Source organism: uncultured Sphingobacterium sp., from assembly GCF_964277905.1.
Classification (GTDB): domain Bacteria; phylum Bacteroidota; class Bacteroidia; order Sphingobacteriales; family Sphingobacteriaceae; genus Sphingobacterium; species Sphingobacterium siyangense.
The window spans coordinates 20,893-40,015 of sequence record NZ_CAXYKD010000022.1 but is presented as its reverse complement, the minus strand read 5'-3'; the positions used below and the strand labels follow the sequence as shown (position 1 = coordinate 40,015).

The 19,123-nt window shown below is 40.3% G+C and carries 15 protein-coding genes; 4 read left to right on the top strand and 11 right to left on the bottom strand.

Annotation, left to right across the window (positions count from 1 at the left end; all coding sequences use genetic code 11):
- Positions 1-8 precede the first annotated feature (8 nt).
- The 5 genes from ACHWSC_RS09450 to ACHWSC_RS09430 all read right to left on the bottom strand — a co-directional run bounded on the left by ACHWSC_RS09450 (position 9) and on the right by ACHWSC_RS09430 (position 5,851).
- The gene (locus ACHWSC_RS09450; RefSeq protein ID WP_153845680.1) at positions 9-707 is read right to left on the bottom strand and encodes an AcvB/VirJ family lysyl-phosphatidylglycerol hydrolase; all 699 of its coding nucleotides are present in this window, start codon (positions 705-707) and stop codon (positions 9-11) included.
- Between the two features lie 103 nt (positions 708-810).
- Entirely contained in the window at positions 811-1,629 is an 819-nt protein-coding gene (locus ACHWSC_RS09445) for a hypothetical protein (RefSeq protein ID WP_394676565.1), read from the bottom strand.
- A gap of 5 nt (positions 1,630-1,634) precedes the next feature.
- Entirely contained in the window at positions 1,635-4,205 is a 2,571-nt protein-coding gene (locus tag ACHWSC_RS09440; protein ID WP_394676564.1) for a carboxypeptidase-like regulatory domain-containing protein, read from the bottom strand.
- An 18-nt stretch (positions 4,206-4,223) separates the two neighbouring features.
- A complete protein-coding gene (locus tag ACHWSC_RS09435; RefSeq protein WP_394676563.1) occupies positions 4,224-5,234 on the bottom strand; it encodes a FecR family protein in 1,011 nt (336 codons plus the stop codon).
- Between the two features lie 2 nt (positions 5,235-5,236).
- Positions 5,237-5,851 (bottom strand): RNA polymerase sigma-70 factor, encoded by a 615-nt coding sequence (locus ACHWSC_RS09430; RefSeq protein ID WP_394676562.1) that lies wholly within the window; start codon positions 5,849-5,851, stop codon positions 5,237-5,239.
- A 192-nt stretch (positions 5,852-6,043) separates the two neighbouring features.
- On the opposite strand from ACHWSC_RS09430, the gene ACHWSC_RS09425 reads away from it, so the two are divergent.
- The 4 genes from ACHWSC_RS09425 to ACHWSC_RS09410 all read left to right on the top strand — a co-directional run bounded on the left by ACHWSC_RS09425 (position 6,044) and on the right by ACHWSC_RS09410 (position 10,265).
- Positions 6,044-6,886 carry a hypothetical protein gene (locus ACHWSC_RS09425; protein ID WP_394676561.1) on the top strand — a complete coding sequence of 281 codons (843 nt, stop codon included), beginning with the start codon at positions 6,044-6,046 and terminating at the stop codon, positions 6,884-6,886.
- Between the two features lie 50 nt (positions 6,887-6,936).
- Positions 6,937-8,937, top strand: a complete 2,001-nt coding sequence (locus tag ACHWSC_RS09420) for a thioredoxin domain-containing protein (RefSeq protein ID WP_394676560.1) — start codon at positions 6,937-6,939, stop codon at positions 8,935-8,937.
- A 37-nt stretch (positions 8,938-8,974) separates the two neighbouring features.
- Positions 8,975-9,472: a peptidylprolyl isomerase gene (locus ACHWSC_RS09415; RefSeq protein WP_046672788.1), complete on the top strand. Its 498-nt coding sequence runs from the start codon at positions 8,975-8,977 to the stop codon at positions 9,470-9,472.
- A 103-nt stretch (positions 9,473-9,575) separates the two neighbouring features.
- On the top strand, positions 9,576-10,265 hold the full coding sequence (locus ACHWSC_RS09410) for an SMUG2 DNA glycosylase family protein (protein ID WP_394676559.1): 690 nt from the start codon (positions 9,576-9,578) through the stop codon (positions 10,263-10,265).
- On the opposite strand, the gene ACHWSC_RS09405 is transcribed toward ACHWSC_RS09410, so the two are convergent.
- From ACHWSC_RS09405 to mnmD, 6 genes are all read right to left on the bottom strand, one after another.
- A complete protein-coding gene (locus ACHWSC_RS09405) occupies positions 10,260-11,405 on the bottom strand; it encodes a metallophosphoesterase (protein ID WP_394676558.1) in 1,146 nt (381 codons plus the stop codon). The genes ACHWSC_RS09410 and ACHWSC_RS09405 overlap by 6 nt on opposite strands.
- Positions 11,406-11,411: 6 nt before the next feature.
- The gene (locus ACHWSC_RS09400) at positions 11,412-12,863 is read right to left on the bottom strand and encodes a RagB/SusD family nutrient uptake outer membrane protein (RefSeq protein ID WP_394676557.1); all 1,452 of its coding nucleotides are present in this window, start codon (positions 12,861-12,863) and stop codon (positions 11,412-11,414) included.
- A gap of 9 nt (positions 12,864-12,872) precedes the next feature.
- The gene (locus tag ACHWSC_RS09395) at positions 12,873-16,217 is read right to left on the bottom strand and encodes a SusC/RagA family TonB-linked outer membrane protein (protein WP_394676556.1); all 3,345 of its coding nucleotides are present in this window, start codon (positions 16,215-16,217) and stop codon (positions 12,873-12,875) included.
- A 128-nt stretch (positions 16,218-16,345) separates the two neighbouring features.
- On the bottom strand, positions 16,346-17,542 hold the full coding sequence (locus tag ACHWSC_RS09390) for a FecR family protein (RefSeq protein WP_394676555.1): 1,197 nt from the start codon (positions 17,540-17,542) through the stop codon (positions 16,346-16,348).
- A gap of 172 nt (positions 17,543-17,714) precedes the next feature.
- Entirely contained in the window at positions 17,715-18,296 is a 582-nt protein-coding gene (locus ACHWSC_RS09385; RefSeq protein WP_394676554.1) for an RNA polymerase sigma factor, read from the bottom strand.
- Between the two features lie 123 nt (positions 18,297-18,419).
- Entirely contained in the window at positions 18,420-19,085 is a 666-nt protein-coding gene (mnmD, locus tag ACHWSC_RS09380) for a tRNA (5-methylaminomethyl-2-thiouridine)(34)-methyltransferase MnmD (RefSeq protein ID WP_394676553.1), read from the bottom strand.
- Positions 19,086-19,123 lie beyond the last annotated feature (38 nt).

Here is a 19,123-nt window from a genome sequence, read left to right as displayed (position 1 = left end):
TACGAATGCTATCTTAATCGAATTGTGTTATAAATAGTCTTAAAATCACGATTATAATTGTGCGGCCCTGCCAGTACATCGACCTTTAATCCCGCATTACGAAACATTTTCACGAGATCTTCTTCACCCTCTTTACAAAAGACATAAGTCGAAGGGAATTGCTTTAGCTTCAAGACTTCAGCTAGTACTTCGTAGCCATTGGGCTTCTGTTTCCAGTTAAGCATAGTCGATACGGTCACCTCGAAACTCGCATACTGATCGGGCGACAAATAAGTAACATGCCGGATTGACTTTTTCAACGGATCCGAGAAATTATTCAGAACAAAAGGTAACACTCCGGCAGAAAATGAATGTCCTATCAAATAAATTTGGTCGCAGTCCCATTCTTTCCTGAAATGGTCAATATATCGTTCGAATTCCCTTCCCGCTTCTTGCGGAGTTTTCTTTTTCCAGAAATATTTTTTTGCATCGATGACCAAACGAGGATATCCATCGAGTGAGAAGTAAGATAACAGGCTTTTACTAAAATCATTATAACCACCATCGCCCGTAATAAATACAAGCATTGTCTTTTGTTTGTTATTGGTATCTTTAAGTGGAATAACGTAATTTGGCAGTACTTCCGCCTGTATTGGTCTTAGGGCCAAACATAACCAGAAAAATAGAAATAGCAATAATCTATCTGCTTTATAATGTGCAGTGTTCATGTGTATATATTATGTGTAAATATTTGCTTTGAATAATAACAATGTCTTTGACCACCTGGAGCTATTCATCAATAAATAAGCTCTGAAATCCTTCCCTACGACACTATTTACTGATTCTAATGTCCTTTATTGGAATTGATTTACGCACACCGTCCATCACATAAAAAAAGCCAAGGGCATTATTCGAAATATTACCTTCAACATTGGCAGGTACTGCAGACAATAATCCTTTCCATTCAGTCTCCTGAAATAGATTATAAATAAAACGGGAGTAACGTGGCGATTCAGAAAACTTAGAGACGATTAAACTGTCCTTCAACGAAACTTCATAGTTGTATGTCTTCCCAAGTAAGTTATTCAGTACATTGGGTGCCCCCAAACGATAACTGTAGCTAAAAGGAGAGCGAAAAGAAGAAATATCATCTTCAGAAAAATCCTTTTGCGGCATAATAAGCCATTTATTGGAGGTTCGCATCCCGAAGAGATGCTTATTAACCTTTACAGTCCATTTATTGTTCAAATTACTTTTTTCAACCGGTAGAAAGGCATTTTCAATTGGTACCACAGGTATCAATTGATCTTGTGCTTCATACAATTTCCCATTCAAAGTAATCGTAAGCTGAAATACATTTCCTACTGTGTCCCTCAGATTGAACAGCTCACCATAATAAAGCCCCTCACCCAAATCATTGAATTCAATCATATTGGGACCATTGGTTACACGTACGGTGGCCCCACTAATCCCGATAGTCCCTGAATTAGACTTTAGCCCGTCCAATTTCTTTAATTGGATATACTGCTCTTTGTACATCGTATTAATCCCGCCTTCAACAATCATATCGTACGATTGTCCTTCGTCTACAGCCGATTTCTGACAAGAAACCGCTAGGAAGCAAGTAACTATAATCAATAAGAATCTCATATCAATCAAAATCTCATTGTGTAACTAATTGAGGGAACTCGACCAGAAAATGACGTTTTCTGAATAGCTAAATTCCCGTTGCTATCTTCGGAGAAACTATAATAAAGTGGATTGCGCTGATCAAATACATTATATAATCCAAAATTCAAGGTATGTCTTCTTCCTCGCTCTCGTTGCTTTATAGTTTCCAAATCTACCGAGCAATTTAAATCAAACCGACTAAACGTAGGCATACGATGGGAATTACGGCTTGAATACACCGGAACATATATACCCTCATATTCCATAAATCCTATTGGATAGGTTAATGGCCTTCCCGTATGAATTGTATAAAAAGCATTGAGATGCACCGACCTCCCCAAATCGTAGGACAAGTTGCTCTTAAGCACATGTGGAATATCGAAATTAGCCGCATACTCTTTTCCTTTATTGATGCCATTGATCTTACGAAAAGATCTCGACCAGCTATAGAAGATACTGCCCGTAAACTCACCGACGCGCTGATTGACAGATAATTCCAGTCCATAAGCATGCCCCTTCCCTTGTCGCAGCTGTGTTTCGATAAATGGGTTAAGTATCAGTTGCGCATGATCGATCAATTCGACCTGATTGCCCATCTTCTTCCAGTACCCTTCGAGTCCAATATTTCCATGATACCATAACCTGTTGATACGAAAAGAAATAGCATCAACATATTGCGGTTTAATATTTAATCCCGCCGGCACCCAAGCTTCCAATGAGGAAAAGGCAAGTTCATCATTCTGTAATAACTGCAAATATTGATAACTCCGATTATAAGCCAGTCTGAAAGCATAGTCATTGCCCATTTTATATTGCAAAGACAGGCGTGGCTCTAAACCATAATACGACTTTTTCTTGTCGGCATCGTTCGACAATGGCTTATACGAGCTGCCATCCAATAAATAATAGCGTCCGAAGGAGGCATTAAAAAAGGCATTCGCCCGTATTCCCGCAACAATCCGGAAGGCTGAATCGATCTTCCAATTAAAAGAAACATACCCCGTATAATCATAAGCTTGCGCCCTAAAAATATTATCTTCCGTGTTTGAATTTATCGGTGATATCTCCCCGGGATTAAAACGATGTAGGGTTCCCTGAAGACCAAAATCCAAGGTGCGGTCTAATCCCATAAAATACGTAAAATCGGATTTCAAACTAAAGTCACGTATCCGTGTCAACCAGATTTGATTATCACTCGATTCGGGTTTACTAACATCCAATTTATTATGATAATCACTGAATATGGCCGAAAGGTTCATAAACAACCGATCACTATGCACATGGTTCCATCGCAAAGTAGAAGTCCAGTTACCCCAACGATTGGTATTCCTATTCGGTGAAATAACCTTATCTTCCCCATAGTACCCCGAAAGGTAAACCCGATTTTTCTCGTCAAATGTATAGTTGAACTTCACGTTATAATCACTGTACTTACCTTTGACATTAAACAAGCGATAATCCGTATTAAAAGCATTTAATATACTTCCCCGTGCAGTGGCAATGAAAGCACCTTTTCCCTTTTTTATAAATGGCCCCTCAGCACCAACCCGAGCAATCAATAGACTTGACCCACCAAAAACATGAAAAGCATTGGCATCGCCGTCTCGAGTACTCATATCCATGATGGAAGAAAGACGCCCCCCTAGATTTGCAGGAATAGCATCCTTATAAAGCTGCGTATTCTTCAAGATGTCTGAATTAAACACAGAGGTTAAACCGAATAGATGCGATGGATTATAAACAACAGCTTCATCAAGCAAAATAAGATTCTGGTCTTTACCGCTCCCCCTTACGAAAAGATTACTGCCGCCTTCTGTTAATCCGTTAATCCCATTTTGCATTTGTAATACCTTCATGATATCAGCCTCACCTTTATAAAAGGCATTTCTTCGTGCTTGGGTCCAGTTGACCTTATCTGTGAAACTTCCCATGTGCTGCGCTGTGAAGGAAGAATCAACATTAACCACCACTTCACTCAAGTTAAAATCCACTGGAGCGAGCTTAATGACCAGGTAATTATTTTCTAACTCAGCATTTAATGAGACCAACCTTGTCTTATAGCCCAGATAACTTACATAACAACTGTATTCGCCCCGTGGTAATGTCAGTGAGTAAAACCCATATTTATTACTTAAACTACTTTTACCTTTCTCCGCGATCAACAAGGTGGCACCAATCAGGTTTTCGCCACTTAAACTGTCCACAACACGCCCCTTCACGGTAAAAGTTTTATCTTCTTCATAGAAGATCAGCGCCCTATTGATCATTGTAAATCCAACATTGGAATCTTTCAGCAAATAATTTAAAACCTCTTCCAGACTGGATTTGTCAAACGATCGGCTATAAATAATCTTTTTATTAAAGACCTGCTCGTCATAAGACATGGATATATCGTATGTATTATGAATTTCAGCAAGTATCTGAAGAATCTGTTTGTTATGAGTGTCAATTGAGATCCGTAATTCGGCAGGGGAGTTCTGTCCCATGGCTTTCGGACACATCGCTATAACCAACCAGCAGAAAAAGAGCAAACGATACAGAATCCTATCTTTCATATCAGCAAAGCGAAGAGCCTATTCGTAGATACTATATCCCTTTTTACCGGCTTTCCACTTCACATTTAAGGTTTTGGAAAGAATCTGAACAATCTCGTTGAGCGTTTGCCCATCAAAGTACATGCTTAGCTTGCGTGCTTTTAAACTATCTCCAACGACAGTTATATTCGCCCGAAAATGCTTTTCCAGATCTGTACAGATACTATCCAACCGAACATTTGAGTAGCTCAACTTTTGTGCTACATCAGTATCATTATCTGCCAACAGATCAATTTTAGATAAAGACGCCGTTTGTCTTTTATACAGTCCCTTTTGATTTTTCTGTAAAACAAGTTCTTTTGCATGATCGCCCTTTCCACTGCTCAAGGCAACACTTCCCTCCTTAACAAGGACTTCGACATCATCTTCCAGTAAATTGACTTCAAAGGTAGTGCCGATATCACGCACATAATTATGTTCAAGATCGACCACAAAGGAGTTTCCTGTCTGATGTTCGACATCGAATAGTGCTTTTCCCTTTTTTAGCTCAACAGTTCTTTGCTGTGGAAATGTCCTTTTGTTGAACATCGCCTCGGCTCCGGCCTGAAGTGTCATGATCGAACCATCGGGAAGTACGATAGGCTGCTGTGTTACCGATCCATATAATCGGACTTCATACCCCATCCAACGGTCAAAGTTCAGGTAGCCGGCAAAACCGACCACGAACAATACGGCTGCAGCCACAAATTTCATCCAGGGTTTCCAGATTGCTCGTACAGGTGTCTCGATCTCCGCTTCTTGTTGATCCCCTGTTTTATCCAACTGATTTTTAAATTTTTCCCAATGGCTACTGGAATCTACCTTTTTATAGCATTCCAGTACTATAAGGTCATCAGCTATACTTCTAACTTCATGGTATAGCTCGTTGTTCGCCACATCCTCCGAAATCCAACGCCCAAGCAACACTCCTTCCCTTTCGGAAATAGTCCCATCCAGCTCTTTCTGAATCAAGTCATAAGGAATAAATCTTGAAGTATTGTTTTCTTCCATAACTATAAGATAATAAACTGGACAAAAAGTCCCAATGAAAAAAATAAAAAGCCGATTAGAAGTAACAGAAAAGTTTTTTGCTTGGCCAATGCGACCCGAATTTTATCGTAAGCAATGGTCAAATGATTTTTAACCGTTTTTATTGAAATTCCCAATTGATCTGCGATTTCTTGCTGTTTCATCTTATCGTACTTACTCATAAGAACGATTTTTCGACACTGCGGCGGCAACCCTTCCAGTATACTTTCGATCATCAACAACTTGGATTCGTAAAGTGCGGCGCGATCAATTTCATCTTCATCATCCGTCAGATCCAGTTCTTTACTAAAATCGTTATTCCGTTCCAATAAACGTTGATTCTTTTTAAGGTAGGTGAGCGAAAGGTTGATAACACTGCGTGATAGGTAAGCTCCCAGTGATTGACTAATGGCCAATTTTCCCGCATTTTCCCATAACATCATAAATACGTCGTTGGTGAGCTCTTCAGCGATTGCCTCCTCTCGCACATACCGAAAAGACAAGATATACAATTTACGGAAATGACTCTTATAAATAGCTTCAAAAGCATTTCTATCTTTTTGGACTATCTTTTTAAGCAGGTCAACGTCATTTGACATAGGACTTCGGTAAAGCTAATAATAAATGCATGTAAAAATAATCAAATTCATCGGACATTTTATAACATCTAATTAATTTTCAAGCTATAAACACTTGCCGACAACCTATTATTTAACGCAAAAAAATGTGAAACGCCACACCACAAAAAAATTTCTCGTATTTTTTTCTATTTTTGCAAAAACATAAAAATAATGTTAAAAAAATATCTTTTAATAAGCTGCATTTCTTTTATTTTCTTTTCTTGTACAAAAGAAAATTATCCTGAAATACCGGAAGTAATTCAACCTGAAGAAAAAGAAGTGGAATCCCTTACAACAAGATTAACCAAAAACATTGATTTATGGTCAGACAATCGGGTTATCAACGTATTTGAACAAGGGGAAATCCATTTATACGAAAAAGATAATCATAAAGATCATATCACTTTATTTATGTGGGAAAAAGAGGTTGTTGATTCAATTGTTTGGCATATCGATGATATTATGCATTACAGTTCAGGGGTTAATCCTTTTCTTTTGGGCACGGGTGTTACATTTCACAAACCGGGCGAATACCGACTAGATGTGTTATTTTACAAGGACAATAAAGTGGTCAAACAAGCTAGCCTCACCATGAGAGCTGTTCCGGGGAATGATTTTTTCAATGTCAATTGGGAAACTCCACCCACAAGAAGCATTGTAGGACAATCCTTTTCTTACAAAAAAGGTTATCGCATCGATCAAACTTATATAAAAGGGCAATACCCCTATAGCTATGTCAATCTCTATTATGGCGATCAATTTCGAAAGCAAACACCTGAAAAAGAGAAAGAATATTTGATGGAAGTGGCACGCGAATCTTTTGGTAGCCCCACGCTTACCACAACAAACAATCAACAGGCCGAACTTAACGATAAGTACAATAAGCTCTTCAAAAATAAGCTTAATCACCTGCCGATAGCAATTTGGGAAAGAGGTACATCATCAATCGCTTTAATTGGAACTCCGAAAGATGCTATTGAGACTTACCAGATCATTGCAGAACCCAAATATTAAAAAACACATTTAAGCCTCCATCATGGAGGCTTTTTTACTACCTTCGTCTTATGGCGAATCAATTGCAATTTGAAAACTCACCCTACCTTAAACAGCACGCACACAATCCAGTAGATTGGATGCCCTGGGGACCGGAAGCTTTAAAAAAGGCAAAAGACGAAAATAAACTGATCATTGTAAGTATTGGTTACTCTGCTTGCCATTGGTGCCATGTGATGGAGCGTGAAAGTTTTGAAAACTCAGCCATCGCCCAAACCATGAATAGGTTTTTCGTATCGATCAAAATCGACCGTGAAGAACGCCCGGATATTGACCAAGTGTATATGCTTGCTGTGCAACTGATGACCAATGCCGGGGGCTGGCCATTGAATTGTATCTGCCTGCCCGATGGGAGACCTATTTACGGTGGTACTTATTTCAAACCGCACGACTGGCAGAATATCTTATTGCAAATTGCACAAATGTGGGCGGAGAAACCCGAAGTCGCATTTGACTATGCCGAAAAGCTAAACAATGGTATTCAACGGGCAGAGAAACTCCCCATCAATCCCATCCCCGATCAATACACGATTGAAAACTTAAATGAAATTGTTGCCCCTTGGACCGAGATGTTCGATAAAAAAGAAGGTGGTTATCAAAAAGAACCGAAATTTCCGCTACCAAACAACTGGTTATTTTTGCTAAAATATGGTGTGCTGGCCAACGATCAGGAACTATTGGATCATATTCACTTTACGTTGAAAAAGATCGGATCGGGTGGTATATATGACCAGATCGGCGGTGGCTTTGCGCGCTATTCGGTCGATCATTATTGGCATATTCCCCATTTCGAAAAAATGCTCTACGACAACGGACAATTACTATCGCTATATGCCGAAGCCTATCAACAAAGTCAAGATCCGTTCTATAAGCGGATTATCGAAGAAACGATTGACTGGGCCGAACGGGAGATGCTAGCACCAAACCATGGTTTCTATAGCGCATTAGACGCAGATAGTGAAGGTATTGAAGGGAAATACTATTCATTCTCCAAAGTTGAATTTAACGAGGTACTGGGTGACGATGCCACCCTACTCGGGCAATATTTTAACATCACCGAAGCAGGCAACTGGGGAGAAGAAAAAACCAATATTCCTATTTGCGCCATAAATGCAGACCAGTTAGCAACAAAGGTCAATATGTCAGCTGACGAATGGGCAGATTTTTTAAAAATTTCAAAGAAAAAATTATACGACTATCGGGAAAAACGAGAACGTCCAGGGCTCGACCATAAGCAGCTGACCACTTGGAACGCCTTATTTTTAAAGGGACTAATAGATGCCTACCACAGTCTTGGAAACAGCCATTTCCTTGAACTCGCTTTAAACAATGCCCAGTTTATCTGTACGCATCTTATTCAAGACGATCTCCAGTTATTGCACCAACCAAAAGATGACAATAGAGCGATCGCAGGCTTCCTAGATGACTATGCATTCACTATTGAAGCCTTTATTGCATTATATGAGGCGACATTTGAGCTCAATTGGTTAATCAAAGCACGACAGCTCGCTGATAAGGCCATTGCATTGTTTTACGATGGATCACAAAAAACATTCTATTACACATCGTCGCAGGCAGAAGAACTCATCGCACGGAAAAGCGAAATTATGGATAATGTAATTCCATCCTCTTCGTCGACGATGGTTCGTCAATTGAAACGATTAGGTTTGCTTTTTGACGATGAAAATTACATCGCCATTACAGACCAATTGCTGGCGAATGTATTCCCGCAAATCAAGACTTATGGCTCTGTCTATTCAAATTGGGCAATATTATTGCTAGAAGAAATATATGGGATCAATGAAATTGCATTGACGGGGGATAAAGCGATGGCTTTAAAAAATGAACTCGGCAAGTATTATATTCCGAATAAAATTGTTCTTGGCGGTACAGAAGAAAATCTTCCACTGCTAGAACATAGAGTCGGAAAGGAGACAAAAGCATATCTTTGTAAAAACAGGACCTGCAGTCTACCACAGGATTCAATACAAGCGTTAATAAATTATATTTAATAAACGGTAGCCTTGGGCTTCCAAAAATCAAAATCAGATGGCTATAAAAGCAAACGACGTCGTAGCATTGACGTACAGACTTCACACAGTAGAAAACGGTGAAAAAGTTTTCGTTGAAGAAACAACTGCAGAACAACCTTTAGATTTCTTATATGGTGTAGGTATGATGTTACCTAAATTTGAAGAAAACATCGCAGACTTAAACGTTGGTGATAAAATTTCATTTGAATTGGCACCGGATGATGCTTACGGTCAAAAAGACGACAGAGCATTCGCGCAATTGCCAGTAGATATGTTCAAAGAAACAGGTTTACCTCCAGTAGGAGAGGTATTGCCTTTACAAGACAACCAAGGAAACCAATTCCGCGCTGTAGTAGCTGAGGTTACTCCAGAAGTAGTTGTTGCTGACTTAAACCACCCAATGGCTGGCAAAACATTAAATTTCGATATCGAAATCTTAACTGTACGTCCTGCTACTGAAGAAGAGTTGTCTCACGGACATTCACATGGTGTAGACGGTACACAAGGTCACTAATCTTGACTCAAGATACAAAAAAACAAAGCCGGGTGTCAAATGACACCCGGCTTTGTTTTTTACCTCTTTAAAAAATCGTATTTTGTTTTTAAACACACAAACGATGCTAACATTTGCGGAAAAAGTAGTTTTATTCAATAAACATCTTCATTATCAAGGAAGCCTTCCCCCAGAATTCAATGTAATTAATCCCTATCTTGACAATCCTGAGACATTGGTTGTGATGGAACAGTTCTACCACAAATATTACAATGATAATCTAACCAGAAAATTCATTATCGGCATTAATCCGAGCAGACACGGGGCGGGTGTAACGGGAGTTCCTTTTACGGATACCAAAAGACTAGCTAGTGTATGTGGCATACAAATGCATTCTGCGCATACCCATGAAATATCTTCGGTGTTCATGTACGATATGATTGAAGCTTATGGCGGCCCTGATATCTTCTACAAACAGTTTTACATCAATTCGCCATTTCCCCTCGCGATTGTCCGAGAAACAAAACCCAACAACTGGATCAATGCAAACTATTACGACGACAAGCAACTTTTTGACATGGTCCGCCCCTTTATGCTGGATTCTTTAAAACAGCACATTTCCATGGGCTTAAAGACGGACGAGGTCTTTGTCCTCGGAAAGAAAAATGCAACCTTTCTCGCTAAGATCAACAAGGAAGAAAAGTTGTTTGGAAAAATGACCGTCCTCGACCATCCGCGCTATATCCAGCAATATAAATCCAAAGACAAACTGCACTTTATCGATAATTATATCAACTTGCTAAGCGGCTTATAAATTAGAGGCGAAGTATTTATTTTTGCTGGCATCGTCATAAAGAATGATAACCTTAGCCCCCTGGAGGAGCACTCCACGGCTGCGCCCCTTCAGGCGATTGGCTTCATTGGCTACGTTCACGGCGTAGACCTTCCCCGCATAAAATTTGCTTACCTCCGGAAAAATGGTATGCCCTACAAAGATTCTTCGAGCACCATGTACATCCATTAATTTTTCTAACTCTGTTTGTGGCAATGGAAGATATTTTTCTTCTTCACGAACCATTCCGCGGTACCATAAAGGCCCCTCACTCCCAAATAGAAAGGTGGCAGCTTTCGATTTTTGCCGTTCTTCCTTCTGTTGAAACAGATGATGACGTACCGAGTCATTGACCGCCGAGATCGACCATTGAGGATCCAACATCGCCGCACTTAGTCCGGCATGAACAAATACATTATCCCCGATCTTTTCTATGGTATTCTTTGTCTGTAACCATTTCCCCAGTTCGGTATTTACCGACCAAAACTCACGATAATCCCTGCCTACCTTCTCTGCTAAAGCTTTGTATTTTTCTTGCGTATATTTATAATTTCCGCGTAAAACCATCTCTTCATGATTACCAAATAAAAAGTGGACCTGCCCTCCAACTTTTGCAGCCTCGTATTCAAGTTTATAGATCAACCAAAAGATAGGCAAAACATCTTTCCCACGGTCAAACACATCGCCTATGATGACAAGCTGATTGCTCCCAAACGTCCATTCGTAGTTTAACCCAATGACCTTTTGCGCGTTGAGAATCGAATAAAAAGATTCAAAATCACCGTGCGGATCCGACAAGACCACAATCTTTTTACTTGGACGATAGGACCAGGCAGGAGCCACTATGGGATGACGCCAAACTTCAAAATGGTGCTTACCGTCTTCCGTTGAAACCTTAAAAGCTTTAATATGCTTCGATTTTTCGGACAACACCTGACCATGTTCCACACGGATACAACTACTGTCACCATTTTCATAAAAAAAATAAGGACCGTCAAACTTTCCCAATTCCAAAGTACTTTGAGCAACAACTCCCTGCACAGCGCCCAATAGAACAAACAAATACCAGATCACGGCGATTCCATAGGAACCGCCGTGCTTTGCTTCTAAATGAATTTTCATATGAAATTAATATCCTTCATTCTGAACAATATTATTATTTGCATCAATTTCAACCCTTGGAATGGCCATTAAAGTTTTAAAAAATGTCCGATCAAAGGATTTTGTTTCCGGTCTCAATGAAGGTGAGACATGGGCAGCGCCTTTCCGTTCGATACGCATATTATTGCGCATAGCGTCAAACAAACGATGTCCCTCCCCTACAAGTTCACGGCGGCGTTCTTCCATAACGCGTTCTAAAGTAACTACACCACTAATAGATTTTGCCGGATTTGCACGTGTAACAATCGCATTCAAATACTTTAAAGCATTCGTATTGTCACCTAGCTTCACCGCCGATTCAGCAGCAATCAGGTAAGCTTCCGAAAGACGAAGCACCGGAATATCTGCAAACTCTGGATTCTCCCCATCAGCTGTATTTCCTGGATACTTATTTAAGTAGTAATAGTCAACTTGCTTGCTAGTATATTTGGTAATGATTTTATGACGTACATCGTTTGCATCATTCTTGATCAGATTCATATAATCATCCGACAGAATAATATCATTATACCCATTACGCCACAATAAATTGCCAATCCCCTCTTTTCCTGGTCCACTTTCTGTCTTTAGAACGGATATTCCAAATAAAATTTCACTGGTAAAATCCTTTGACCAAACAGTGGCATACTCACTATTCGCCCATAGGATATATTGCCCTTTTGTCGAACTCTGTGCCGCTTCGGCGTCTTTAATGAATTGATTTGTCAGCGCAAAAGCCTTTGCATGATCTCCCGTGTAGAGATAAGCTCTAGCGAGTAGTAGCTGAGCACCAAATTTATTCAGCTTACCATTCTTTTTCGCTGCACTTAACAAGTTCACTGCGTTTTCCAGATCTTCAATCACCTGTTTGTAAACATCCCTAACCGAATTGCGCACCGGTTTATTGGTAGAAGCATGTTTCTCAGTTTCGATCGGTACACCTAAAGAAGCACCATTGTCTTTTGTATAGGGAGCTCCAAAAACTTTCACCAAATCGAAATGGGCCATTGCTCTAAGTGTGAGGGCCTGACCTTTGATATCTCCCAGCTCTTCCGTCATTTGGCCTTCTGGAACACCATTTATGTAGGTCAAAATACCGTTGGCATTTCTTAATACGCGATAGGGTTGATACCACAATGAACTAGGTGTATTATCTTTATTGAAGTCAAAAAGATAATACTTTGCAGCTCTTTTTGTATCACCATTAGCCAACATATCTTCTCCTGTCACATCCCCATAATAGGTCATTCTTGCGCCATAATACTCATATCCGCGCATAATATCATAAATACCGTTTAAGGCATATCCCGCATCACGAACAGACTTTATAGCCTGCGAGCTTTCTGTTGATGTACTCGGCTGCGCTTTCTCCAACCATTGGTCACCGCATCCCACCAAAAAGGTGCTAGATAACAATACCATTGATAATATATTTTTCATAGTCTTTTTTTAGAATTTAACATCCAAACCAAAGGTTACTGTCTTCAATTTAGGGGACTCAAAATACACGGTACCATTTACAGGTACTTCCGGATCATAGTTTTTGTAGGCTGCAAACGTCAATAGGTTTACACCCGAAAAATATGCTCTAATATTACTTACTTTGAGGCGACGCGAGATCTGCTGTGGCAAAGAAATACCAAAAGTCATATTCTTCAATCGAATATGATCCGTAGAATGGACACGACGTGTATTGGCCACACTACTCATATCGTAAGTATTCCCGACCATAAACATCTCAATATCGGTTACGTCACCAGGTTTCTGCCATCTCCGTTCATAATACTGTGGTATATTATCATAGCCAGTTTTTCCGCCTAGTTCAGTCTTGCTTGCTCCACTGTCATAAGAGTTGCCCCCAAGAGAATAAGTCCAGGTAAAATTCAGATCAAACATCTTATACCGGAACGTATTGGTAAACCCACCGATCAGTTTTGGATCGACACTTTTGTAAAGAATACGATTGGCTTTGGTATAATCTTCTGTAATATCCCTTGATACTAAATTTGAAGGGTCATTGACATAATATTGAGGTACCCCAGTCTCCCGGTTTATCCCAGCAAACTCAATTAGATAATAACTATACCAAGGCTGGCCTATACGATGTATTGACGTACCATCGCGTAATTCCTCACTACCATCGGCCAAAGCTATTGTCTTATTTTTGTTCATACCGAAATTCAAACTTGCATTCCACTTGAACGCTTTATCACGTAGAATATCCGCATTCAGATCCACTTCGATACCCGAGTTTCGAATTGCTCCAATGTTTGTCAGGTAAGATCCGAATCCCGTTGTTAAGGAGGTCGGCATATCATTCAATAAATCCGATGACTGTCTTCTATACCATTCGAATGTAAGTCCCAATCGATCAAATAAACGAACATCCAAACCAATATTAAGGTTATTCTGTTTTTCCCATCTTAGGTTTGGATTTCCGATCTGTGTTTCCCTGATACCAGGATTATTCCCATACGGATAGCCAAATCCTGTTAAATCCATATAAGTGAAATAACTTGAAGGCAAAGTACCGTTTGTACCATAAGACACCCGAATCTTACCATCTGTCAGCACATCATTCAAAGAGTCCATAAAATTCTCTTTCGTAAACTTCCATGCGCCTGACAGAGACCAAAATGTGCCCCAACGGCTGCTCCGATGAATCCTTGAACTACCATCCATGCGCACACTTCCTCCTAAGAAATACTTATCATCATAATTGTAATTGGCGCGCGAAAGATAGGACAGCAATCGCCATTCCGTATTCGACCCTGAAAGATCAGTGAGCACCGAACCATTGGAAAGTACAATCTTTTCTACCGAAGGAAAGTTATCTTTGGCCCCATCCATCCCATCTCTGCGATAACGGTTGACTTCATAGCCGCCCAAAACATCCAAATGGTGTTTCGCCGCAAATGTCTTGGTATAGGTCAAGCTATTACGCCACACCATTTGATTATAGTCCGTAAAACTTGTAGACAATGAACCATTTGTCTTCTCACCATCTGAAGTCCGCGGATCAGACCAGGAATTGTACCGAGTCGTTGTATGATCTAAACTGAACATTGTATTAAAAACGAGACCATCCATAAACTTATAGTTTGCAAAGACGGTATTGAACGATCGGTCTGCTTTCTCCCGACGGTAATTATACAATGATGATGCTTTCGGGTTACGTGGACCATTGGAGAAAAAATCCAAAAAGAAGGTACCGTCTTCATTGTATACAGGTTCGGAAGCCGTCAGTTTGTGACGTGATGAATAGATCGGTGATGTGTAAGTCCCGCCTTCCGAATTAACATCCTGGTTCACATTTGAATATAAAATATTAGCCCCAAGTTCTAGCTTTTCGCTCATTTTGTATTTCACATTCAAACGACCTGTTAACCTTTCAAAACCAGACTGATAAGACAAGCCTGTTTGATTGGTATAACCCAATGATGTATAGTATGAGACTTTGGAATCCCCACCGGAAGCTGATAAGTCTGCGTTTCTAAACGGTGAATTGCGACGAAATAGTTCCTTTTTCCAATCTGTCCAGCCGCTCCAGGGTTGCGGTGCATATTTATCAATATTATTTTGTGCAAAATTTTCAATCAGCGTTTCATCAGTCAACTTGTCGATATAACGCGCCTTGTTGCGAAGTCCTTCCAGCAGCATTTCGCGACGTTGCGGACCATTCATTACCTCACGAAAATCTGTCGCTTGACTGGAAAGCCCATAGTCACCTTTGAACGAAAATACAGGTTTCCCGGCCTTGCCCGATTTTGTTGTGATCAAGATAACACCGCCTGCTGCCCGGGAGCCATAAAGCGAAGCTGCCGCAGCGTCTTTTATCACCGTAATCTGCTCAATGTCCGCATTACTCAAGGTAGACATTACATCGAGGCCAGCATTGTTTGAACTGCTAGAAGAGATATCGCCCGACATCACTGGCACTCCATCGATAACAAAAAGTGGCCTATTGACTGCATTGATGGACCCCATACCCCGTATTCGAATATCCGTTGAACCTCCTGGCTGACCCGATAGGGAATTAACCTGGACTCCAGGTGCATTACCTTGGAGCATCGTCGAAAAATCTACTGCTGGGACATCTGACATACGCTCTGTACGTATTGTTGAAGCAGAGCCAGTATAGTCCGATTTCTTAAATGTACCATATCCAGTGACAACGACTTCTTCCAGATTCGATAGACTTGGATGCATGTTAACATTCAAGATATCTCCGTTCACTTCTACTTCTTTACGCTCATAGCCAACAAAACTAAATACCAGAATTGATCCTCTGTTTACAGCGATTGTATAATTTCCATTGGCGTCTGATGCAGTTGCTATTTTTCCGCCCTTTACAGCGACACTTACTCCAGCAAGCACTTTGCCATCCTGATCGGTAACCTTGCCCTGAACAGGGCTTTGCTCTGCTAGCCAGCCTACATTTGTGAGAGGCGCATACTGCTCGATACGGCTGTTATCACTAGTCTTCACAATAATAGAGTTACCTTCTTTGATATAGCTAAGTCCTCTAGAAGACAACAGTTCATTTAATGCTCGTTCTAAGGAGACATTATTAAAATCCACACTGACCTTAGGACTATTGCTGATAATTTCTGATTTACATAATACGGTATATCCAGTTTGTTTTTTGATTTCCCGAAATACATCAACAATAGGACTATTCTTCTTTTTTATACGCACCGTCTGAGCGAAACTTCCAGCTTGAAGCTGCACGATACTAAACAAAAGAAGCATAATAATCATTTTCATAATAATGAGGTATTTATACTTTTTCATTACATTTGGTTGGTTTTGTTAGTTTAATAAACAGTTGAGTAAGTTTTATTATATTTCGAACCAATTTGCTGGGGAAGTGCCACCTTCCTCAGCTCCTTAAAAGGACGAAATAATGATTTAATGTATTCTTATTTCATCAATTTCACCCTCCTTCCTTCGATCTGAACTTTTATTTTATCGTCTGTCATTTTTATAATCTTAAGTACCTTATCAAAATTATCCAAACGCGATACTGATCCCCACAACCTAATTTTTGACACACTTGGAGCTATTTCAATATCAATATCATACCACCTCGCTATTTGTGTCAATGCCGTTCCCAAAGGTTCATCGTTAAATGTAAACTCATTATTTTTCCAGGCAATACTTTCCTCAACAGCGGCTTGCTGAACAGAGAGCTCCTCGCCATTCACCAAAGCCTGTTCCCCGGGAACAAGCAGTCTTTCCTTTCCTATAGGCACAGATACCTTTACTTTACCTTCCAACAAAGACACTTTTGATTCCTGTTCTCCCGGGAAAGAATAGACATTGAAATGAGTTCCCAATACTTCGACCTTCTCTTTATTGGTCACGACCACAAAAGGTTTATCCCGCATCTTCTCGACCTCAAAGTAGGCTTCTCCATCTAATTCTACGACACGTGTTTGGCCTATAAACTTGTTGGGATAACGCAAGCGCGTATCGGCGTTCAACCACACCTTAGTACCGTCGGACAGAGCAATCTGATATTGCCCCCCTCTAGGTGTTGATAAGACCATCATCTGCCCTTTATCTCCTTGCGTATTCACTGCGACCGAACCATCGTTATACCGGATCTCACTTCCCATTAAGATCCCGCTATGACGACCATCCAGCTCTACATGTGTTCCATCGGCAAGCTGAAGCCTTGCCTTGTTGGCTCCGGGTACAAGATCTTTAGCCAGAAGTATCGGATCAACAACAGTTTGAGCTTGTTCATCTTGTTTCATTTTCCAAGTCCCCAGCCCAATTAAACCGATGATACATGCCGCAGCAGCCGCATACAACCGATATTTTTTGAACCAGCTCACCTGCTGCTCAGTCGACTTTACGTCAATTCGATCTAAAATGGTCGACAACACCCTTTCTTCTGCCTTTATTGCATCAGCCTCAAAGAGACTTTCATAAATTTTAAGCTCTTGCTGTAGGTTTTCTGGATTTTCTAACTCCATTAACATGCTCTGCAATTCTGGGTATTGTTCAAATAACAACCGGAGTTCCAAATGCGTATCAGGATGAATTTCACCCTTTAAATAGGAGTTCAGAAGTATTATAATGTGGTCTGTACCGTGCATACTTTTCGTCATCGTTTCTTTCGTCAATAAAAACACGGCGACTTACAGAATCTTACATAAAAAAGTAAAAAAATATTAAAACAGGTAAAAAAAAAGCGCAGAAGCTTAGAAAACCAATCAGAAAATAAAAGGATAAGGGTCAAAAAAGAATAAATAGCGCGGTATAAAATCGGGTAGGCCCCGGCTAATTCTCGCCGACTAAAGATAAAAACGCGAGGAGCGTTAATGCATTTTTAGTCCCCAACAAGGTTCGTATGGTATGTATCGCACGGGAACGGTTTGTGTATACAGAAGCTGGGCTCATTTGAAGCTCTTCTGCAATCTCTTCGACTGTCTTGTCTTCAAGATAGGTCATATTAAAAACTTCCCGTTGTTTTTCCGGAAGCTTTCCGACCTCAATAAATATAGAGTGGATCAACTCAGCATGAATCATTTTTGAGAAAACGTCGCGATCATCTGCCAACAGATCTTCATAATTTGTCAAGGACTCATGGATGCCTTTAGAACGCTCCGACCGAATAACATTCAGACTCGCATTCTTTGCCGAAATATAGATAAAGGCCTTTAGATTTTCCATTGTATGAAAATCAGACCTACGCTCCCATACCTTAACGAAAACATCGGCCACGATTTCCTCTGCCACACGGTTTTCCTTCAGATAACCAAGTATAAAGAATAACAGTTGTTTATAGAATTTACGATAAATCGCAACAAATCCTTCCTGGCCATCTGTCTTCAAACTGTCTATCAACTGCGAATCTGTCATTAGGTAGTAAAATATAAACCACAAGTGGTGAATAGGTTAGCGTCTCTATTTTGGGCTAAATTAGAAAACACTTTTTAGAATACCAAGCAGTTAACAATAATTTAAAGTCGGCAATCGTCCTTCCTATAACTTAGTCGCGCGCAGCATTTCACGCTTGCCTGGCGCACCAGGCGTCTTCTCTATTGAAAAGCCCAATGCTTTCATACTGCGTTTGAGGTTTCCGGTAATAGCATAAGTCACAAAAACACCTCTAGGTTTAACAAACTGCGCGATATGTCCCAAGGCAGCATCATTCCACATCTCAGGCTGATGCACTGCCGCAAAAGCATCAAAATAAACAACGTCAAATAAGCGATCCGATTGGAAATTCATCAATAAGGTATGATCAATATGAAGCTTTAAGTACTCGTTAATCTGTACGTTTCCCGTCAAAGCCTGCTCGTATGCATTCAAATAGCTTGCCCATACGGACGGATACACCGTCGCCTCATAGCCCGTTGCGGCAATAGTGGACAAAGGCAAGGGAAATCCTTCTATTCCGACATATTCCACCTGAACGTATTTATCCCTAAGAAAGTCAGCTGTTTGCAAAAAATTCAAACCTGTCCCGAACCCAACCTCTAGGATCCCGACGTCGGTTGCCCCTGTTGTTTGTACATAGTGGTCAAGCCCTGTTTTTATAAAAACATGCCTGCTTTCCTGTACCGCACCGTGTTTAGAATGATAACATTCTCCTATTTCAGCATTAAACAACGTTTTCGAACCATCTCCTGTCGTTACAAATTCCATTTTTATACAAATACTTTAAGTTCCAATTTTCACACATG